The organism is Brevibacterium sp. CS2, assembly GCF_005280295.1.
Taxonomy (GTDB): domain Bacteria; phylum Actinomycetota; class Actinomycetes; order Actinomycetales; family Brevibacteriaceae; genus Brevibacterium; species Brevibacterium pityocampae.
Map to the genome: position 1 here is coordinate 1,580,620 of NZ_CP040020.1, position 19,497 is coordinate 1,600,116.

The following is a 19,497-nucleotide window of genomic DNA, read 5'->3' on the forward strand; positions in this document are numbered from 1 at the left end:
ATGACCAGACGCATCACCGCTCGGCTCGCGGTCGGCACCGCCGCGGCCGCCGGCCTCGTCCTGCCGCTCGGAGCAGTCCCCGTGCTCGCAGAGGCACCCGCCGGCACGCAGATCCAGCTCCTCGGCATCACCGATTTCCACGGCCGCCTCGACAGCACCGGCGCGAACGTCGCCTCGGTCGTCGAGCGCGAGCGGGCCGCCCACGCGGACATCGGGACCGCGCTGCTGTCGACCGGCGACAACATCGGCGCCTCGACCTACGAGTCGTCCTCCCAGCAGGACACCCCGACGCTCGAGTTCCTCAACGCGATCGGCCTCGACGCGACCGCGACCGGCAACCACGAGTACGACCGCGGGATCGACGACCTCACCGGCCGCGTGAGCGACACCGCGGACTTCCCGCACCTCGCTGCGAACGTCTACACCGAGGGCACGCAGGACGTGGCCCCGGGCCTCGAGTCCCACACGATGCTCGACGTCGAGGGCGTGCGCGTGGCGGTCATCGGCGTCGTCACCGAGGACACCGAGTCCCTCGTCAGCCCCGACGGGATCGCCGGACTCGACTTCGGCGACCCCACCGCCGCCGTCGACCGCGTGGCCGGCGAGCTCGAGGAGCTGCCGGAGGCCGAGCGCCCCGACCTCACCGTCGTGCAGGCGCACCTCGGCCCGAGCGACACCTCGTCCCTCGATGCGGCCGTCGCCTCGAACTCCGAGTTCGGCACGCTCGCCACCGAGGGCCACGAGTCGGTCGACGCGATGTTCTTCGGCCACTCCCACACCGATTTCGCGTTCGAGGCGCCCGTGCCCGGCACCGAGCGCACCCGCCCGCTGCTCCAGTCCGGCTACTACGGCGAGGCGGTCGGACAGCTCGTCCTCACCTCGACCGGGGACGGCACCTGGACCGTCGACACGCAGGAGATCCTGCCCACCGAGGACGTCACCCACGACTCCCCGGTCGTCGATGAGGCCCAGCGGATCATCGACGAGGCCGTCGCGAAGTCGAAGGAGATCGGCTCCGAAGTCGCCGGCTCCATCACCGAGGACATCACCCGCGCCTTCACCGAGGAGGGCCGTGAGGACCGCGGTGCGGAGTCGACGCTCGGCAACCTCGTCGCCGACGCACTCGCCCAGGGCACCGGGTACTCGCAGCTCGCCCCGGCCGACTTCGGCATCACCAACCCCGGCGGCCTGCGGACCGACCTCAAATGCGACGACCAGTTCGGCAGCGAGGAGCGCTGCGAGGTCACCGTCGGCGAGCTCAACCAAGTGCTGCCCTTCGCCAACGACCACGGCGTCGTGACGCTCGCGGGCTCGGACGTCATCGGCCTGTTCGAGGAGCAGTGGCAGCCCGAGGGCGCCTCGCGTCCGTTCCTCCACCTCGGCATCTCCGATGAGCTCGACGTGGTCTACGACTCCGAGGCGCCCCGCGGCGAGCGGGTGCTCTCGGTGCTGGTCGACGGCGAGGAGATCGATCCGAACGCGGAGTACCGTGTCGCGACGCTGAGCTTCCTCGCCGCCGGCGGCGACAACTTCACCTCGTTCACTGGCGGCACCTTCGAGCAGTCGGGACTCACCGACTTCGAGCTGTGGGAGCGCTACTTCAACGAGAACTCACCGATCGGCCCGGACACCGACGAGCGTCAGGCCGACGCCGCGCTCGACATCGTGCACAACGGCACCGCGGAGGTCGGCATCAGCTACTCCGATGACGACTCCGGTGAGTACGTCATCGAGTCGACGAACACCGAGGCTGTCGAAGGGCCGTTCCTCATCACCCTGTCCCTGCCCGAGGGCGTGACCGCCGACTTCGGCGAGCGCGCCGGCGAGCAGCCGAACACCGCGCTCGTCACCGAGCTCCCGGCGGGCGCGGAGATCCCGTTCTCGCTGAGCGGGGGAGAGCCGGGCGAGCACACCTTCACCGCACGGATCACCGCCGACCCGGCGTCGGAGTGGTGGGACGACAACCCGATGCCGCTCGTCCACTCGGCCGAGGCCGCCTACCGGGTGACCGAGGACGACGCCCCCGGTGACGACGACAACGGCAGCGACGACGGGAACGAGGACGACGGGAACGACGACGGGAGCGAGAGCCCGCGGCCGAGCGACCCGGCTCCCGGCCCCGGCGGCGACGACGGCCGCGGTGACGGCGGCAACGGCGGTGACGACGGGCGCGGCGGTCAGGACGACGGTCGCGACGACCGCGCCGACGGATCGCTGCCCCGCACCGGATCCGAGATCGCCGGCGCGCTCGCCGCAGCGCTCGTGCTCCTCATCGCAGGATCGGCAGCCGTCGTGGCAGTGCGGAGAAAGACCGCACAGTGATCCGCACCGGCTGATCCGGCTCGGTTGATCCGGTCCGGCTGAACGGCACAGGCTGATCCAGCTGAACGGCCCGGCTGCACAGCGCAGGCCGACGGCCGCATGCGTCAGCTGTACGCCGGCCACCGAACCGGGTACTGCAGTTCCGGCCCCTCCCGACCCACACGGTCGGGAGGGGGCCGGAGTCGTTCGGCGATGGAGCTCGCCCGGACCGCCCGCGCGATCCGGCCCGGCCCCCGAGCCTCGGCGCTGCTCACCTGGCGATGCAGCCGTTCCTGCTCGGGGCGCTCACCCGCCGATGCGGGTGTTTCTGCTCCGGGCGGCTGAATTCAGTCGCATCGGGGCCGACCGACCGGAGAGACAGGTGCAGTTTGCAGAAAGAGTTGCATCGGCGGGGGAAAGGCCGAGGTCAGTGCTCCTCGCGCCCGCCGGATCGTTCGGTGCGGATCGCTTCCGCCTCGGCCTGGCCGACGAGGTGGGCGAACGCGGGGATGATGAAGAGGATGCCGACGGCCGGCACGACGATGCCGGAGTCGTTGATCACCGTACCCACCGCCAGGAGCACCGCGAGCGAGGCCATCGCGGCGCGCATCATCGGATACCGCCGGTACAGCTCGGGCAGATGCGGGACGGAGACGCGGCGCGGGCTGAGGATCACCCAGAACACCCCGGCGATGATCACCGGCAGCAGCAGCGTCATCCAGCTCTGCGTGAGGATGTCGATGTTCATCCCGATCTTGCGCATGAGCACCGCGCCGGCCTCCCCGCTGAGGATCGAGTCGAAGAACCGGCCGAAGTGTGTGCGCTGCTCGGCCGGCCGCAGCCAGTCGAGCACGAGCACGAGCAGCATGGCGAGCCCGGCCGCCCCGGTGATGAGGAGCAGCCGCTTGATCGACAGGCGGACCCCGGCGGCGGCGAGGGCGAGCACCGCGAGGCCGATGATGAGCGTGGGCACGGAGCCGAACTTCGTCCCCAGACCGGGGGTGGCGAGCAGGATGCAGGCGGCGAGCGTCGTGACGAGCACCGTCGTCAGCCGCACCCAGCGATTGCCGATCGCCTGGCACACGACGCCGAGGAGGAACACGAGCGCGGTGCAGAACAGCGCGAGCGCGGAGTTGCCGATGCCGTAGAAGCGCGAGGCGATGAGCAGCGGCTCCCCGAGCAGCGTCGACATCTGCAGGGGCGATCCGGCGATGACGTCGGCGGCGAGGACGAGCACGGTGGCGGCGGCGATGACGGTGATCGGACCGAGCACCCGGTGCCGCCACGGCCCCAGCAGCCCGAGGAGCGTGAGCGCGAGCGCCCAGCCGGCGAGCGCGGCGAGCATCGCGACGTCCGGGCTCGTCGAGCGCTCCCAGGGGACGAGGTTGACGAGGTAGGTCGACACCGGCAGCGCCGCGAAGAACAGGCCCAGGCCGCGCAGCGGGCCCCGCACCCGATCCATGTCGCGCCGGCCCACGAGCACCGCGATGACGAGGAGCACAGCGAGGATCGACGCCATGACCGGGAAGAACCACACCGACAGTGCGGCCTGCGTGGCCACTGCGACCTGCCGGTCGAGCATCTGCTGGTACCGGGCGGGCGCCTCGGCGTCGGATCCGGTCTCCTCGAGCGGGGCACCGGCGAAGTTGCGCTCCGGCACGGCCGGGGCGTGGCGGACCAGGGTGGGGAGGATGTCGGTGGTCTGCACGAGGCCGGGCTGCTGGGTCGAGGTCGAGGTGAGCACACCGGAGTCGTGGAAGGGGCCGACGACGGCGGAGAACTGCATCGCGCTCGACTCGGACCAGCCGTCGGAGATCGAGGCGACGATGAGCGTGGGGGCGCCGTCGGCGGGGCGGGCACCGGGCTCGGGGGTGTGGGCGAGCGCCTCGCGCACCTCGCCGATCTGCGCATCGAGCGCGATGAGCGAGTACCCGGGCTCCTGGGTGTTGCCGAGGTCGAGCACGGTGAGCGGGTGCTCCGCGGCGGATTCCCCGACCTGTGCGGCGAGGTCCTCGGATACCGGGGCGTAGGAATCGACCCGGCCGTCGGCGCCGGCGGCGGCGATCGCCGCGCCCGGGCCGATCGCGTGGACGTCCGCGATCGCCTCGTGCAGGGTGCCGAGCGGGGCGTCGTAGTTGTCCTGCTCGGCCTGGAGGCGGTAGACGGCCCAGTCGGGCACCCACGACTCGACGGGCTCGCCGGGGTCGCGGCAGATGCGGTGGGCCTCGTCGGCTGCGCGCCGCCCCGAGCCGATCGCCAGCCAGCCGTCGACCGGGCAGCTCGTCGAGCGGACGCTGCGCGGCGTCATCGTGCCGATCGCGCCGTCCTCGACGAGCGACCACAGGTGCGGGGTGAGGTACGGGTCGATCTGTTCGAAGGTCAGGCCGCTCACCCCGACGAACACCGTCGGTCCGGCGACGACCGGGGGGATCGCGTGCGCGGGCGTCCCACCGAGCGCGGACCCGGCCGATGCCGACCCCGGGACTCCGGCTGTCGAGGCAGCGGATCCCTGGGCCCCGGCTGCTGAGGCAGCGGCACCGATGGGCACCGAGGGCCCGGAGCTCGGGACGGCGGCCCACGGCATCCCGGTGACGAGCGCGCAGGTGGCGAGGAGGACGAGGAGCAGGCGACGGATCATGCGCGTCCCCCCGAGGCACCCTGCGAGCCGGAGCCCGAGGTGCCCCGCAGGCCGGCAGTGCCGGCGGCACCCGCCGGCCCGCCGCCCGCATCTTCGGCACCCGCGGGCCCGGCACCCGCAGGCCCGGCGCCCGCCGCGCGACGGGCCTCACCGGCCTGACCGTCCTCCCGGCCCCGGCCCCGGCCCGGCACGGTGTCGGCGCACAGCGCGAGGAGCAGCGGGAGGAACATCATCGCGCCGGTGGCCGGGACCGCGATGCCCGAATCGGTGATCGCCCCGCCCACCGCGAGTCCGACGGCGACGGCCAGGAAGCCGGCGTGCAGCGTGGGGTCCGCGAGCACCTCGGGAAGCCGCCCCGCCCAGGGCCGGGTGAGGCGGCGGGTGGGGGCGAACCGGGCGAGGTAGGCGAGGAAGAACAGGATCGCGACGACCGCGAGCGGCACGATGACCGCCAGCGCGGGGTTGATGACCATGATGTTGAGGTTCGCCGCGAGCTTCCGGCCGATCACCGTGAACAGCTGGCCGTCGAGAATCTGACCGAAGAAGGCGCCGAAGTGGGAGCGCGCCGCTGGGGGCCGCAGGTAGTCGAGGACGGCGATGCCGAGGATCGCGGCGAGCGACACCGCGCCGATGAGGGCGAGGCGCCACAGGTTGAGGCGGATCCCGAGGAGCAGCGCGAGGAGGACGAGGAAGCCGGCGAGCGTGGCGATCGTCCCGCCGAACTTCGCCCCCCACGCCGGATTGCCGAGCGTGGCGACCGAGGCGAGTCCGACGAGCGCGACGAGCGCGATCGCCCAGCCGCGCCGGCCGCGTGCGAGCAGCCGGCGGGAGACGATCGCCAGGCCGAGGAACACCGCGACGATGAAGAGCGCCGCGCCCTGGTTGCCGAGCCCGTAGAAGCGCCCGGCGACGATCGGGTTGTAGCCCATGAGCGCGTTGAACTGGAGCGCGGAGCCGAGCGCGATGTCGACGGCGAGCACGACCGCGGTGGTGACGGACACCGCGGCGACCCGCCCGGCGAAGGTGCGCCGCCACGGGCCGGCGACGGCGATCGCGAGGAGCGCGGCGGACCCGGCGAGCACCGCCAGGCCGAGCCCGGCGGCCGGTGATCCGAAGCGCGCCCAGGGGAGCAGCCCGGCGAGGAACGAGCCCATGGGGATCACCGCGAGGCCGAGTCCCACCCAGCCGAGGATCCGGTGCACGCGCGCGCTGCCCGCTCGGCCCAGGCGTTCGTGGAGGGTGACGAGGAGCAGCCCTCCGAGAGCGAAGAACAGGAGGTAGTGGAGGACGTCGAGGAGCACGGAGAAGGTCTGCGCGTGCTCGTGGACCGTGGCCGCCTCCGCCGCCGAGGCGCGCAGGGTGTCGAGGCGCTCGGCCGCTGATCCCTCGCCGGGTGCGACGCTCCAGGCGGCGTCGGCGGCCTCCGGCGGGGCCGCCTGACCGGCCACCCGGGTGAGGGCGGCCGAGGCGACGTCGCTGAGCTGGGCGGTGCCGGACTGGCGGGTCGAGGAGCTCGTGAGGATGCCGGCCTCGTAGCTCGGGCCGGCGGCGAGCAGCGCGCGCAGCCGGGAGGGGCTCGAGGTGTCGCCCACCCCGGCGATGACGACGTCGGTGGTCTCGAGGTCGATGTCCTCGAGGTACATGCCGATCCGCTGGTCGATGCGCGCGAGCTGGCTCGCCCCGTCGAGCGCGGTCTCCTGCGGGATCCAGCCGGGGTCACCGACCGCGCCGACGTCGATGAGCGTGAGCACGCAGCCCTCGAGCGGGGTGCCGCCGGGCCCCCAGCGCTCGACCGTGCCCTCCGGCCCGGCGACGGCGTACCCGGCGCCGCGGCCGATCGCCTGCGTGCACCCGCCGGAGTCGCGCACCTGGGCCGCGAGCGCGCCGAGGTCGGCGGTGTAGCCGGAGGCGGCGTTGACGGTGGCGATGCGGTCGAACTCCGGGATCACCGCGTCCTCGACGGGCGCCTCGGGCTCGGTGAGGGCGAGCGGGTCCGGGGAGCTGGAGTCCTCCGCCGCGGCGAGGGCGTCGGCGGCCACCGGGGTGCGGATCTCCGGGCAGGCGGCCGCCGGCCGGGGCGGGACCCGGACGTAGTTCGTCGGCTGGGCCTTCGCCTCGGGCGCCAGCGTGGGCTCGGGCTCATCGGGCTCGACGACGGGGTAGCCGGCCGGTCCGGGCGGCGGAGGGAGCGGCTCGGCCTCCTCGGCGGCCACATCGGGCAGGTCGACGGCACCTGCGCGGGCGCCGGAGCCCAGGGTGAGCCAGCCCGAGGCGGGGCAGGTCGCGGCGGCGAGGCTGCGGACGCTGAGGTTGGCGAGCGCGGCGTCCTCGGCGAAGGCCGCGAGCTGCGGGGTCGCCTCGGGATCGATGTCGTCGAAGGTCAGGCCGGAGGCGCCGATGATGACGAGGGACTCAGCAGCAGGAGCGGCCGCGGGGCCGGACCCCGGCGTATCGGAGGCGGGGGAGGCGCCCTCGCTCGCGCCTGACCCCGGGGCGGCGCCCGAGGCCTGGGCCGCCCCGGGAGAGCCGAGGAGCGCGGCGGCGGCGATGAGCAGCGCGAGCAGCGTCGCGAGAAGTGCCCGCCGGGGTCGGGTGCCGACGCTCCGGCGGGCACCGGGGGAGCTCCTCGGCAGTGTCCGCATCACCTGTCGATTCTACCGAGACCCACCTGAGCATTTGCGCGGACGCGGCTGGCCGAGGTAGATTTGTCTGTCGTTGCGTACGTCCTCTCACGCTCCCCTCAGAAGCCTCTATTCGCGTTGCAGGCAGGTGGGGTCGGGTCAGCCGTGGTCGGTCGTACCGAGCACCGAAGAGCGGTGCGCATCTCCCGTGATCACGGCCTTGTGGAGATGCGAACCTGCCGCTGCTATCCATAGACGAAAAGAAGGCTACTTTGCGTACGTACACCCCCAAGCCCGGCGATGTTCAGCGCCAGTGGCACGTCATCGACGCCACTGACGTCGTCCTCGGTCGGCTTGCCTCGCAGACTGCGAAGCTGCTGCGCGGCAAGCACAAGGTGACTTTTGCACCGAATGTCGACTCGGGTGATTTCGTGATCATCATCAACGCCGACAAGGTTGCGCTGACCGGCGCGAAGCTCGAGAAGAAGCGCGCCTGGCGCCACTCGGGCTACCCGGGCGGCATCAAGAGCATCAGCTACTCCGAGCTCCTGGCCAAGGATCCCGAGCGCGCGGTCGAGAAGGCCGTGGCCGGCATGGTCCCCAAGACCCGCCTCGGTCGTGCCCAGATGCGGAAGCTCAAGGTCTACGCGGGTGCCGAGCACCCGCACGCCTCGCAGAATCCGCAGCCGTACGAGATCAGCCAGGTCGCGCAGTAAGCGCCCCGGCAGCAACGAACTTACCGAGGAGAACCGTGGCTGATACCACCAATGATGTCGAACTGACCGAATATTCCACCGAGACCCCGGCTTCGGCCGGTCTGGGCGAAGCCGTGGCCGGTGGCCGGGGCCAGTCCCTGACCGCCCCCGGTGCCGCCGTGGGTCGTCGCAAGCAGGCCATCGCCCGCGTCCGCCTGGTGCCCGGCACCGGCGAGTGGCTGATCAACGGCCGCGACCTGGAGACCTACTTCCCGAACAAGCTGCACCAGCAGCTCGTCAACGAGCCCTTCCGCCTGCTCGACCTCGAGGGCCGCTTCGACGTCCACGTGCGCATCAAGGGCGGCGGACCTTCGGGTCAGGCCGGTGCCGTGCGCCTGGGCATCGCTCGCTCGCTCAACGAGATCGACCGCGACAACAACCGCGCCGAGCTCAAGAAGGCCGGCTTCCTCACCCGTGACGCCCGCGTCCCGGAGCGCAAGAAGGCCGGACTCAAGAAGGCCCGCAAGGCGCCGCAGTTCTCGAAGCGCTGATCGCACTTCCGGTGTCTGCGCCCACCCCGGCCTGACCGCGCTCAAGCCCTCGGACCCCGCGTCCGAGGGCTTGAGTCGTATCCGGACCCGGTACCGGCAGCGATTCCCTCCGGCGCACGACCGGGCAGGTGCTCCACCGCCCGGCACCGCCCGGACCGGCGCTCCCGAGCCACCCGTATCCCGACCGACCACGAGGAACCCATGTCCCGTCTCTTCGGAACCGATGGTGTCCGCGGCCTCGCGAACACCGACATCACCGCCGCGCTCGCGCTCGACCTCGCCGAGGCCGGTGCGCGGGTGCTCGCCGGACCCGCCCGTGAGGGCGATCCGCGGCCCTTCGCGATCGTCGGGCGCGACACCCGCGCCTCAGGTGAGCTCCTTGCCTCGGCCGTGGCCGCCGGCATCGCCGCCGCCGGGGTCGACGTGCTGCTCGTCGGCGAGCTGCCCACCCCGGGTGTGGCGCACGTGGTGAAGAACTCCGGCGCGGACTTCGGTGTCGTCCTCTCCGCCTCGCACAACCCGATGCCGGACAACGGCATCAAATTCTTCGCCCGCGGGGGCACCAAGCTCGACGACGCGCTCGAGGACCGGATCACCGAGCTCCTCGGCCAGGACTGGGACCGCCCGACCGGTGCCGCGGTGGGCCGGATCTCCCGCTTCCCCGCCGCCGTCGACGAATACGTCGAATACCTCGTCGACCGACTCAACGGCGACCGCGAGGCGCCCCTGTCCGGGCTCACCGTCGTCGTCGACTGCGCCCACGGCGCGGCGAGCGTCGTCGGCCCGGCCGCGCTGCGCCAGGGCGGGGCCGAGGTCATCGTCACCGCCGCCGAGCCCGACGGCTACAACATCAACGACGGGGTGGGCTCGACCCACATCGCCGGCCTCGCCGAGGCCGTGACCGAGCACAACGCCGACCTCGGTGTGGCGTTCGACGGCGACGCCGACCGCTGCCTCGCCGTCGATGCGCTCGGCCGCGTGGTCGACGGCGACCAGATCATGGGCATCCTCGCCCTCGGCCTCCACGAGGACGGCACGCTGGCCCGCGACACCCTCGTCACCACGGTGATGTCGAACCTCGGGCTGCGCCTGGCGATGGAGAAGGCCGGGATCGCCACCGTGCAGACGAAGGTCGGGGACCGCTACGTGCTCGAGAAGATGCTCGCCGAGGGCCTCAACCTCGGCGGCGAGCAGTCCGGGCACCTGCTCATGCTCGACCACGGCACCACCGGCGACGGCGTGCAGACCGCCCTGCACCTCATGGACCGGATGGCCCGCACCCGCCGCTCGCTCGCGGACCTCGCCGCGGAGATCCCGCGCCTGCCGCAGGTGCTCATCAACGTCAAGGGCGTCGACAAGACGAACACCGACCACCCGGTCGTCGCCGCCGAGGTGTCCGCCGTCGAATCCGAGCTCGGGCGCACCGGCCGGGTGCTGCTGCGGGCCTCGGGCACCGAACCGCTCATCCGCGTCATGGTCGAGGCCGAGACCGAGGAGACCGCCCAGGCCCAGGCCGAACGGCTCGCCTCCGTGGTCCGCGACGAACTGGCACTCTGAGGGGCGCATGATGACGAGGACCCCGGCAGGCGCGTCCGATCCCGGCATGCCGGGTGACGGGGCCGGACGGACCGGGCGTCCGCTCGCCCGGCCGGCGCGCGTCGGCCGGATCGCAGGCGCCCTCACCGCCGTGGCGACCCTGCTCGTCGCCGGGCTCACGCTGCTCGTCGGACTCGCCGACGGCCTGCCGTTCGTGCTCGGCTGGTTCGCCGACGCCACGCTCCTCGTCCTCGTCATGGGCGGGATCGCGACGCTCGGGAACCTCCTCGTCGGCGCGCTCGCCTGGCGCTCGGAGACCGCCGCCGCGCAGCGTGACCGCAGGCCGGTGCGCACCTGGCCGCTCGTCGCCTTCGTCGCGCTCACCATGCCGATCGTCGTCTACGTCGTCGCGGTGATCATCACCCAGCCGGTCTCGCTCGTCCTTCTCATCGGGCTGCTCCTCGTGTGCCTGCCCGCCGCGGCACTGCTGGCCGCCGTGGCTCGCCTGCTGCGCTGAGGCGCGGACCACCGGCGCGCGCCCGCCCGCGCAGGCGGCCGGGGCGGGACCACGCATCGGGTCACCGCGCGCCGCCGCTCCTCGCAGCGTGACCGGCCGCATGCTCAGCCGCGGGCTCAGTCATGTGGCCGGCTCAGGTGTTGAGCATCCCCGACATCGTCTCCCGCATGCGCCGGCTCGCCGCGTTGAGCCCGACGACGGTGACCTCGGTCCCGCGCTCCTCGTACTTCGTCGTCACCGAATCGAGGGCGGCGATCGTCGAGGCGTCCCACAGGTGGGACCGGGTGAGGTCGATGACGACGCGGGCGGGATCCTCGGCGTAGTCGAACATCGTGTAGAGATCGTTCGAGGAGGCGAAGAACAGCTCGCCCTCGACGGTGTACGTCGCAGTCGGGACCCCGTTGACCTCGGCGAGCTCCCGGTCGACGCGCACGAGGTGGGCGACCCGGTTGGCGAAGGCGATCATCGCGACGACCACGCCGAGCACCACCCCGATCGCGAGGTTGTGCGTCCACACGGTGGCGACGACGGTGACGAGCATGACCGCGGTCTCCGACTTGGGCATCCGGCGCAGGGTGCGCGGATCGATCGAGTGCCAGTCGAAGGTCGCCCAGGACACGAAGACCATGATCGCGACGAGCGCGGCCATCGGGATGAGCGCGACGACGTCACCGAGCGCGACGACGAGGACGAGCAGGAAGACGCCCGCGCAGAACGTCGAGATCCGGGTGCGCGCCCCGGAGGCGCGGACGTTGATCATCGTCTGCCCGATCATCGCGCAGCCGCCCATCCCGCCGAACGCACCGGTGACGATGTTCGCCACGCCCTGCCCCCAGGACTCACGGGTCTTGTCCGAGCGGGTGTCGGTGATGTCGTCGACGAGCTTCGCCGTCATGAGCGACTCCATGAGCCCGACGAGCGCCATCGCGAGCGCGTAGGGCGCGATGATCTGCTGGGTCTCGAGATTCAGCGGCACCTCGGGGACGAACAGCGTCGGCAGCGAGTCCGGCAGCTCGCCCTTGTCGCCGACGTCGGGGACGTCCCAGCCGAAGGTGAGGACGAGCCCGGTGAGCACGACGATCGCGACGAGGGGCGCGGGCACGATCGCGGTGAAGCGCGGCAGGAGGAACACGATGAGCAGTGCGAGGGCGAACAGCGGGTAGACGAGCCAGGGGACGCCGAGCAGCTCGGGCACCTGGGCGATGAAGATGAGGATCGCGAGCGCGTTGACGAAGCCGACCATGACCGAGCGCGGGATGAAGCGCATGAGGCGGGCGGCGCCGAGGACGGCGAGGAGGATCTGGAACACCCCGGCGAGCAGCACGCAGGCGATGAAGTAGTCCATCCCGTGCGAGGCGACGAGGGGCGCGATGACGAGTGCGACGGCGCCGGTGGCCGCGGAGATCATCGCCGGCCGGCCGCCGAGGATCGCGGTCGTCACCGCCATGGTGAAGGAGGCGAACAGGCCCACCCGCGGGTCGACCCCGGCGATGATCGAGAAGGCGATCGCCTCCGGGATGAGTGCGAGGGCGACGACGAGCCCTCCGAGCACCTCGGTCCGGAGCCAGGCCGGCCGGCGCAGGGTCGCGCGCACGCTCTGCCGCTCCTCCGGCGTGGACGCGGGGCGGGTCGGGGTGGCGGGCATGAGGCTCCTCGGGCACGGAAAGGGGTGAGCGGTGGGCCGCGGCGGGCAGGTGCCCGCGAGCGCGCTGTGCGCGGGCGGGACCCGGCGTCCACTCTATCCCCGCGCCCTCACCGCCCGGACACGGGATGCCGGGGCCGCGCCGGCACCCACCCGGGGCTCACTCCTGGGAGGCGAACTGGGTCTCGTAGAGCTCGGCGTAGCGTCCGCCGGCGGCGAGCAGCTGCTCGTGGGTGCCGCGCTCGGCGATCCGCCCGCCCTCGATGACGAGGATCTCGTCCGCGCTGCGGACGGTCGACAGCCGGTGGGCGATGACGAGCGCGGTGCGGCCCTCCATCGCCTCGGCGAGCGCCTGCTGGATCGCCGCCTCGTTCGTCGAGTCGAGCGCTGAGGTCGCCTCGTCGAGGACGACCACCGGGGGAGCGGCGAGGAGCAGCCGGGCGATGGTGAGGCGCTGGCGCTCGCCGCCGGACAGCCGGTAGCCGCGCTCGCCGATCACCGTGTCGATGCCGTCGGGGAGCTCGGCGATGACCTCCTCGAGTCGGGCACGCCGGATCGCGTCGGCGAGCTCGGACTCGGTGGCGTCGGCCCGGGCGAGGAGCAGGTTGTCGCGGATCGACTCGTGGAAGAGGTGCCCGTCCTGGGTCACCATGCCCACGGTCCGCTTGAGGGTGTCGAAGCTCAGGTCCCGCACATCGGTCCCGCCGATGAGCACCGCACCGCCGGTGACGTCGTAGAGGCGGGGCAGCAACGAGGCGATCGTCGACTTGCCGGCCCCGGAGCTGCCGACCAGCGCCACCGTGGACCCCGGTGACACGGTGAAGTCGATCCCGTGGAGCACCTCGGTGCCGGCCCGGTGGTCGAGCACGGACACGTCCTCGAGGCTGGCCAGCGACACCTCGGCGGCGGACGGGTAGGCGAAGCGGACGTCGCGGTAGGTCACGGCGACCGGGCCCGGGTCGAGCGACTGCGGCTCCGCCGCCTCGGTGAGCAGCGGCCTGAGGTCGAGCACCTCGAACACCCGCTCGAAGCTCACGATCGCGCTCATGATGTCCATCCGCGCGTTGGCGAGCATGGTGAGCGGGGTGTAGAGGCGGGTCAGCAGCATCGCGAGGGTGACGACCTGACCGGCGTTGAGGTTGCCGAGCACCGCCTGGATGCCGCCGAGGCCGTAGACGAGCGCGAGCGCGAGCGCGGACACGAGGGTGAGCGCGGTGACGAAGGTCGTCTGGAGCATCGCGGTGCGCACCCCGATGTCGCGCACCCGGCCGGCGCGGTCGGCGAACTCGCGGGACTCGGTGTCCGGCTTCCCGAACAGCTTGACGAGGGTGGCGCCGCCGGCGGAGAACCGCTCCGTCATGCGCGTCGACATCGCGGCGTTGTGGTTCGCCGCCTCGTGCTGGAGGAGGGCGAGCTTCCCGCCGAGCATCCGGGCGGGGACGAGGAAGATCGGCAGGAGGAGGACGGAGAGCAGGGTGACCTGCCAGGAGATCGTCACCATGACGCCGACGGTGAGGACGAGGGACACGACGTTCGACACGACTCCGGAGAGCGTGTTGGAGAAGGCGCGCTGGGCGCCGATGACGTCGGTGTTGAGACGGGACACGAGTGCGCCGGTGCGGGTCCGGTTGAAGAACGCGATCGGCAGGGTCTGCACGTGGTCGAACACCGCAGTGCGGAGGTCGAAGATCAGGCCCTCGCCCACACGGGAGGACAGGTAGCGGTTGACGAGGCTGAGGCCGGCGTCGAGGATCGCCAGGCCGGCCATCGCGATCGCGATCCACATGATCACCGAGATCGGGCCGCCGCCGGTGATCGCGTTGACGACGTCGCCGGCGAGGATCGGGGTGATGACGCCGATGACGGAGACGAGGACGGACACTGCGAGGAAGCCGATGAGCTTGGCGCGGTGGCGGGAGGCGAAGCGGAAGATCCGGCGCACGGTGGCGCGCGAGATCTTCCCCGACCCCTTGGCCGAGGTCGAATGGGACCCGATGGTGCGGCGCATGATCATATGCGTCGAGGGCATGCTCATAGGAGCCTCCTGGGGTGCAGAGGGGAGTCGGTGGCGCCGGGTGTCGCGGTTCCGGCGCTGGGAGTACCGAGGCCGGGAATGCCGGTGCCGGAAGTGCTGGTCCCGCGGCTGCCGACTCCGGAGGTGCTGGTGCCGGGGGTGTGGCGCGCGGCCCGCCGGGCGCCGCGACCCGTGGCGGGACGGCCGGCGTGCGAGGCTGGACTCGCGGCGGGCCGAGCACGACACCGGTATCAACCGGCGGCTCCGCGGATTTGTTCCCCGGGCTGTGCTCGTCGGTGCTGTTCTCGACCGCACTGTGCTCGACTGCCCGGGCTGTGCTCGACTGCACTGTGCTCGATGGGTTGCGCTCGATGGAGTTGCACTCGTCAGCACTGCACACCTCGGCACTGCATACCTCGGCACTGCATACCTCGGCATTGTGCGTGTCGGTGCTGTGCGTGTCGGTGCTGTGCACCGCGGCGGCAGGCGCTCCGGAACCGGGCACCAGAGAGGTGTCCGGCAGTCCACGCGCCGTCGTTCCGGAGCCGCTTCAGTGCGGATACCGGCGGGTATCCGCACTGAGGTGACCCCGCAGTCAGAGAACCGCACTGGATCGCGCCCGGACCGGGCAGACCGCACTGGAGCGGCCCCGGAACCGGGCGGCAGTCGTCGGACGGGGTGCCGCGGCTCGCGTGCGGGGGTGCTCAGAGCTTGCGGAGGCGGATCCGGCGGATCTCGTGGTCGGCGGCCTTGTGCATGATGAGGTCGGCGCGGCCGCGGCTGGGCAGCACGTTCTCCCGGAGGTTCGGGGCGTTGATCGAGCCCCAGATCTCCCCGGCGAGGGTCCGCCCCTCCTCCTCGCTCAGCCGGCTGTAGCGGTGGAAGTACGAGTCGGGGTCCTGGAACGCGCCGTGCTTGAGCTTCATGAAGCGCGCGATGTACCAGTCGCGGATGTCCGAGGTCCGTGCGTCGACGTAGATCGAGAAGTCGAAGTAGTCGCTCACCGACATGCCTACCCGGCCGTCGGGGCGGGGGCGCGCCGGCTGCAGGACGTTGAGGCCCTCGACGATGAGGACGTCGGGGGAGCGCACGGTGATCTGCGCGCCGGGCACGATGTCGTAGGTGTGGTGGGAGTAGACAGGTGCGCGCACCTCGGGCGCCCCGGACTTCACCGCGGACAGGAAGCGGAGCAGCGCGCGACGGTCGTAGGACTCCGGGAAGCCCTTGCGGCCGCTGAGCCCGCGGCGCTCGAGCTCTGCGTTGGGGAACAGGAAGCCGTCGGTGGTGAGGAGCTCGACGCGCGGGGTGTCGGGCCAGCGGGCGAGCATCTCGCGCAGCACGCGCGCCGTCGTCGACTTGCCCACCGCCACGGAGCCGGCGACGCCGATGACGAAAGGCGTGCGCCGCGGTGCCGGGTCCCGGCCGTCGGCGCGGAGCGGGGCGAAGAACTCACGGGTCGCCTCGTGCTTCTGGCCTCGTGCGGAGACGTAGAGGTTGAGGAGGCGGGAGACCGGGAGGTAGATCGTGGCGACCTCGTCGAGGTCGATCGTCTCGCCGAGGCCGCGGAGCCGCTCGATGTCCTGCGCGGTGAGCGGCAGCGGCATGGTCTCCGCGAGCTTCGACCACGACTCCCGGTCGAACTCGCGGAACGGCGAGGCGAAGGATTCGAGGTCCGCGCGCGGGCGGGCGGTGTGGAGGCCCGCCAGCCGACGCGCCGGATCGAGATCGGGGCTGTCGCCGCTGCGGGAGCCTGCGGAACGGTCGCCCGACTGCGCGGTGCGGTCCGGCTGCGCGGCACTGCCGGGCTGCACTGCAATGCCCGACTGCGAGGTGCGGTCCGGGTGACCGGCGCCGTCGAGTCGGTCGCCGCTGTCCGGCCGACCGGTGTCGGCGGCGCGCTCGCCTGTGTCGGCGGCGCGCGCGGACCCGGCGGAGCGGCTGTCAGGCGCGGATTCGGTCTCCTGGGACATTGTGCCATTGTGTCACGGGCCACTCCGGTCCTCGCCGACAGGCCCACCTGTCGAACTCCGCGGTGCAGGGAAGCCGGCCTGCTCGCGCTCGCCGACCCTGAGCGACTGCGCGTACTCGCCGGCGCGATCCTGGCCGAGATCGTGCCGGCCGAGCAGGACCTCGCCGCCGCCTCGGCCCAGAACCCGGCCCAGGGGCACGCCGCCCCGGCCCCCCGCCTTCCAGATCACCCCCTCCACCGGTGTCCTCGTCGGGCAGGTCCGCGAACCCATCGCCTCCCAGCGGCTCATCGCCGGCGACCTCGACGCCCGACCGCGGAGGTCGTGCTCGGCGAGGCCACTGGCTGGGGCATGCGGCTCGGCGACGACCGCGCCGCCGCCCTGTCCCAGGCCGTGCTCCGCGGCGGGGACCGGACCGCGGACATCATCGAGCTCGCGCGCCGCTGACGACGCGCAGTGAGCGCGCTCATGCTCGATTCGGCGATGACTCGGTAGAGTACTCCCCATGTGCGGAATCGTAGGTTTTGTCTCGTCGTCCACCCCTGAGACCGCAGGGCACGGCGCCCTCGACGTCGTCATGGCCGGACTCACCCGGCTCGAATACCGCGGATACGACTCCGCAGGCGTCGCCCTGGTGACTGCCGACCACGCGCTCGCGAGCGCCAAGAAGGCCGGCAAGCTCAGTGCCCTGCGCGAGGAGCTCGAGGCGCACCCGCTGCCCGAGGTGATGACCGGCATCGGTCACACCCGCTGGGCCACCCACGGCGGGCCCACCGACGCCAACGCCCACCCGCACCTCGCCGACGGCGGGAAGCTTGCGCTCATCCACAACGGCATCATCGAGAACTTCGCGAGCCTCAAGGCCGCACTCAAGGACGAAGGCGTGGAGTTCGAGTCGGAGACCGACACCGAGGTCGCAGCCCACCAGCTCGCCAAGAACTACCGCGCCAGCGGCGACCTCGCCCAGGCGATGCGCGAGACCGCGAAGCAGCTCGAGGGCGCCTTCACGCTGCTCGCCGTGCACGCCGACCTGCCCGGCACCGTCGTCGCCGCGCGCCGCAACTCCCCGCTCGTCATCGGCCTGGGCGAGGGGGAGAACTTCCTCGGCTCCGACGTCGCCGCGTTCATCGACTACACCCGCAAGGCGCTCGAGATCGGCCAGGACGAGGTCGTCACCATCACCCCGGACTCCGTCCTCATCACCGACCTCGAGGGCAGCGAGGTCGCCGGCGAGCCCTTCGAGGTCGACTGGGACACCGCGGCCGCGGAGAAGGGCGGCTTCGACTCCTTCATGGATAAGGAGATCCACGACCAGCCGCAGGCCGTCCACGACACCCTGCTCGGCCGGATGGACGCCTCCGGCAAGCTCGTGCTCGACGAGATGCACGTCGACGAGACCGTCCTCAAGTCGATCGACAAGATCGTCGTCATCGCCTGCGGCACCGCCGCCTACGCCGGCCAGGTCGCGAAGTACGCGATCGAGCACTGGTGCCGGATCCCCACCGAGGTCGAGCTCGCCCACGAGTTCCGGTACCGGGACCCCGTCGTCACCGAGAAGACCCTCGTCGTCGCCGTCTCCCAGTCCGGGGAGACCATGGACACGATCATGGCCGTGCGCCACGCCCGCGAGCAGGGTGCGAAGGTCATCGCGATCTGCAACACCTTCGGCTCGACGATCCCGCGCGAGTCCGACGCCGCTCTCTACACCCACGCCGGCCCTGAGATCGCGGTGGCCTCGACCAAGGCGTTCCTGTCACAGGTCGTCGCCTGCTACCTGCTCGGTCTCTACCTCGCGCAGCTGCGCGGCAACAAGTTCGCCGACGAGGTCGAGGTCATCCTCGAGGAGCTCCAGCAGATCCCGGCGAAGATCAGCGCTCTCCTCGAGCGGAAGCAGCAGGTCCTCGACCTCGCCCGGAGCCAGCAGGACACGCAGTCGGTGCTGTTCCTCGGCCGTCACGTCGGCTACCCGGTGGCGATGGAGGGCGCGCTCAAGCTCAAGGAGCTCGCCTACATCCACGCCGAGGGGTTCGCCGCCGGCGAGCTCAAGCACGGCCCGATCGCGCTCATCGACTCCGGTCAGCTCGTGTTCGTCGTGCTCCCGAGCCAGAAGGGCCGCGACTCGCTCCACGCCAAGGTCGTCTCCAACATCCAGGAGGTCCGGGCGCGCGGGGCGAACACCGTGGTCATCGCGGAGGAGGGCGACGAGGTCGCCGCCGACTACGCCTCCGAGGTGATCTACGTGCCGCAGACCACCACGCTGCTCGCGCCGCTGCTCACCACGGTGCCGCTGCAGATCTTCGCGATGGAGCTCGCCACCGCCAAGGGTCTCGACGTCGACCAGCCGCGCAACCTCGCGAAGTCCGTCACCGTCGAGTGACCCGAACCGGGCCCGCAGCGGCCCGCCTGGGGGAGTGAGCAGCAGGGGAGTGAGCATGGGGATCATCGGGATCGGCCTCGATCTGGCCGACGTGCCGCGCTTCGCCGAGCACATCGAGCGGGTGCCCGAGCTCCTCGACCGGCTCCTCACGCCTGCGGAACAGCTGAAGAAGAACGGCAAGCGGCGCACCCCGGAGTCGCTCGCCGCACGCTTCTCCGCGAAGGAGGCGCTCGTCAAGGCCCTCCAGCTGCCGCAGATCATCCCCTGGCACGAGGCCGAGGTGGTCTCCGCCTTCTCCGGTGCGCCGAGCTTCCGGCTCTCCGGCTGGGTGCTCGAGCACTTCCGGTCCCTCGGCGGGGAGCGCGTCCACCTCTCCATCACCCATGACGGGGAGCGGACCATGACCTTCGTCGTCGTCGAGGGCTCCGGCCCCGCGCTCGCCCCGCCCCCGGACCAGCCGCCGCCGCTGCTGCCGGGGTCGCCCGAGGCGCTCGCCGAGCTCGCCGCGGCGCGGGAGAGGGCGCGGGCGAGCCGGGATGCCCGCCGTGCCCAGCGCGAGGCCGCCCGCCGGAAGCACGCGTAGTTGCGGCCCGGAGCACCGGTTGCAGGGCGCGTCCGCCCCACCGACTACTCTGGAG

Annotated in this window: 13 protein-coding genes; 8 read left to right on the forward strand and 5 right to left on the reverse strand. The window is 72.0% G+C overall.

All coding sequences use genetic code 11. The features are described from left to right. A complete protein-coding gene (locus FDF13_RS07010) occupies positions 1 to 2,322 on the forward strand; it encodes a bifunctional UDP-sugar hydrolase/5'-nucleotidase (protein ID WP_137319023.1) in 2,322 nt (773 codons plus the stop codon). Positions 2,323 to 2,728: 406 nt separating this feature from the next. On the opposite strand, the gene FDF13_RS07015 is transcribed toward FDF13_RS07010, so the two are convergent. Continuing rightward, complete coding sequence (locus FDF13_RS07015; protein WP_137319024.1) at positions 2,729 to 4,939, reverse strand: hypothetical protein; 2,211 nt, start codon at positions 4,937 to 4,939, stop codon at positions 2,729 to 2,731. Further along, positions 4,936 to 7,584, reverse strand: a complete 2,649-nt coding sequence (locus FDF13_RS14760) for a hypothetical protein (protein ID WP_217494913.1) — start codon at positions 7,582 to 7,584, stop codon at positions 4,936 to 4,938. The genes FDF13_RS07015 and FDF13_RS14760 overlap by 4 nt, the downstream gene beginning before the upstream one ends. A gap of 248 nt (positions 7,585 to 7,832) precedes the next feature. Between FDF13_RS14760 and rplM the strand changes: the two genes are divergently transcribed. From rplM to FDF13_RS07040, 4 genes are all read left to right on the forward strand, one after another. After that, positions 7,833 to 8,276, forward strand: a complete 444-nt coding sequence (gene rplM / locus FDF13_RS07025; protein WP_137319025.1) for a 50S ribosomal protein L13 — start codon at positions 7,833 to 7,835, stop codon at positions 8,274 to 8,276. Positions 8,277 to 8,311: 35 nt separating this feature from the next. Beyond that, on the forward strand, positions 8,312 to 8,806 hold the full coding sequence (gene rpsI, locus FDF13_RS07030) for a 30S ribosomal protein S9 (RefSeq protein WP_137319026.1): 495 nt from the start codon (positions 8,312 to 8,314) through the stop codon (positions 8,804 to 8,806). Positions 8,807 to 9,007: 201 nt separating this feature from the next. After that, the gene (gene glmM, locus FDF13_RS07035) at positions 9,008 to 10,363 is read left to right on the forward strand and encodes a phosphoglucosamine mutase (RefSeq protein ID WP_137319027.1); all 1,356 of its coding nucleotides are present in this window, start codon (positions 9,008 to 9,010) and stop codon (positions 10,361 to 10,363) included. Positions 10,364 to 10,370: 7 nt separating this feature from the next. Next, on the forward strand, positions 10,371 to 10,859 hold the full coding sequence (locus FDF13_RS07040) for a hypothetical protein (RefSeq protein ID WP_137319028.1): 489 nt from the start codon (positions 10,371 to 10,373) through the stop codon (positions 10,857 to 10,859). 133 nt (positions 10,860 to 10,992) lie between these two features. Here FDF13_RS07040 and FDF13_RS07045 read toward each other — a convergent pair whose 3' ends face one another. The 3 genes from FDF13_RS07045 to coaA form a co-directional block, all read right to left on the reverse strand. Then, complete coding sequence (locus FDF13_RS07045) at positions 10,993 to 12,504, reverse strand: SulP family inorganic anion transporter (RefSeq protein WP_137319029.1); 1,512 nt, start codon at positions 12,502 to 12,504, stop codon at positions 10,993 to 10,995. 157 nt (positions 12,505 to 12,661) lie between these two features. Further along, a complete protein-coding gene (locus FDF13_RS07050; protein WP_137319030.1) occupies positions 12,662 to 14,536 on the reverse strand; it encodes an ABC transporter ATP-binding protein in 1,875 nt (624 codons plus the stop codon). A 683-nt stretch (positions 14,537 to 15,219) separates the two neighbouring features. Next, on the reverse strand, positions 15,220 to 16,221 hold the full coding sequence (gene coaA, locus FDF13_RS07055) for a type I pantothenate kinase (RefSeq protein ID WP_254668964.1): 1,002 nt from the start codon (positions 16,219 to 16,221) through the stop codon (positions 15,220 to 15,222). A 585-nt stretch (positions 16,222 to 16,806) separates the two neighbouring features. Here coaA and FDF13_RS15470 point away from each other — a divergent pair. From FDF13_RS15470 to FDF13_RS07065, 3 genes are read left to right on the forward strand one after another with little or no spacing between them, the layout of a single operon-like run. Beyond that, positions 16,807 to 16,929 carry a hypothetical protein gene (locus FDF13_RS15470; RefSeq protein ID WP_282599068.1) on the forward strand — a complete coding sequence of 41 codons (123 nt, stop codon included), beginning with the start codon at positions 16,807 to 16,809 and terminating at the stop codon, positions 16,927 to 16,929. A gap of 58 nt (positions 16,930 to 16,987) precedes the next feature. Then, positions 16,988 to 18,859 (forward strand): glutamine--fructose-6-phosphate transaminase (isomerizing), encoded by a 1,872-nt coding sequence (glmS, locus tag FDF13_RS07060; RefSeq protein ID WP_137319032.1) that lies wholly within the window; start codon positions 16,988 to 16,990, stop codon positions 18,857 to 18,859. Positions 18,860 to 18,914: 55 nt separating this feature from the next. Then, positions 18,915 to 19,442, forward strand: coding sequence for a holo-ACP synthase (locus FDF13_RS07065; RefSeq protein ID WP_137319033.1), 528 nt, complete (start codon positions 18,915 to 18,917; stop codon positions 19,440 to 19,442). Positions 19,443 to 19,497 lie beyond the last annotated feature (55 nt).